At 59.2% G+C, this 498-nt stretch carries 1 protein-coding gene; it reads left to right on the plus strand.

The genetic code is table 11. From position 1 onward, the window contains the following. Nucleotides 1–299 (plus strand): superoxide dismutase (locus tag QSJ95_RS32530; protein WP_285647885.1); only part of this gene is annotated, 299 nt, incomplete at its 5' end. Between the last annotated feature and the right edge of the window lie 199 nt (nucleotides 300–498).

Raw genomic sequence — 498 nt, forward strand, 5'->3', positions numbered from 1 at the left:
ATGCCATCGACACCGGATTCGGCTCCTTCGAGGGTTTCCAGCAGGCGTTCAACGACAAAGCGGTCAGCAACTTCGGCTCTTCCTGGACCTGGCTGGTGAGAAAGCCCAGCGGCTCGCTCGCCATCGTGAACACCAGCAACGCGGAAACGCCGCTGACCTCTGCCGATAGGCCCCTGCTGACCTGCGACCTGTGGGAGCACGCCTATTACATCGATTATCGCAATGCCCGTCCCAAGTACCTCAATGCGTTCTGGCATCTGGTGAACTGGGATTTCGTAGCGGCCAATCTGGCCTGCTGAGTCATTGCATCGGCGACCTCCACCCACCAAGAGAGTCAATGTAATGAACAACGATCAAGACTCCCGTTGTCTGTCCGCAATCGGTGAAGCGGGCAGGTCATCGCCATTGAGCAAACTCGAGTCGCTGGGAGTCCGTTACCCCGTGATGCAGGCCGGCATGACGTCCATCTCGGGGCCGGCTTTGGCCGGGGCGGTTTGT

The sequence above is a fragment of the Pseudomonas sp. NBRC 100443 genome (assembly GCF_030268185.1).
GTDB classification, from domain to species: Bacteria; Pseudomonadota; Gammaproteobacteria; order Pseudomonadales; family Pseudomonadaceae; genus Pseudomonas; species Pseudomonas citronellolis.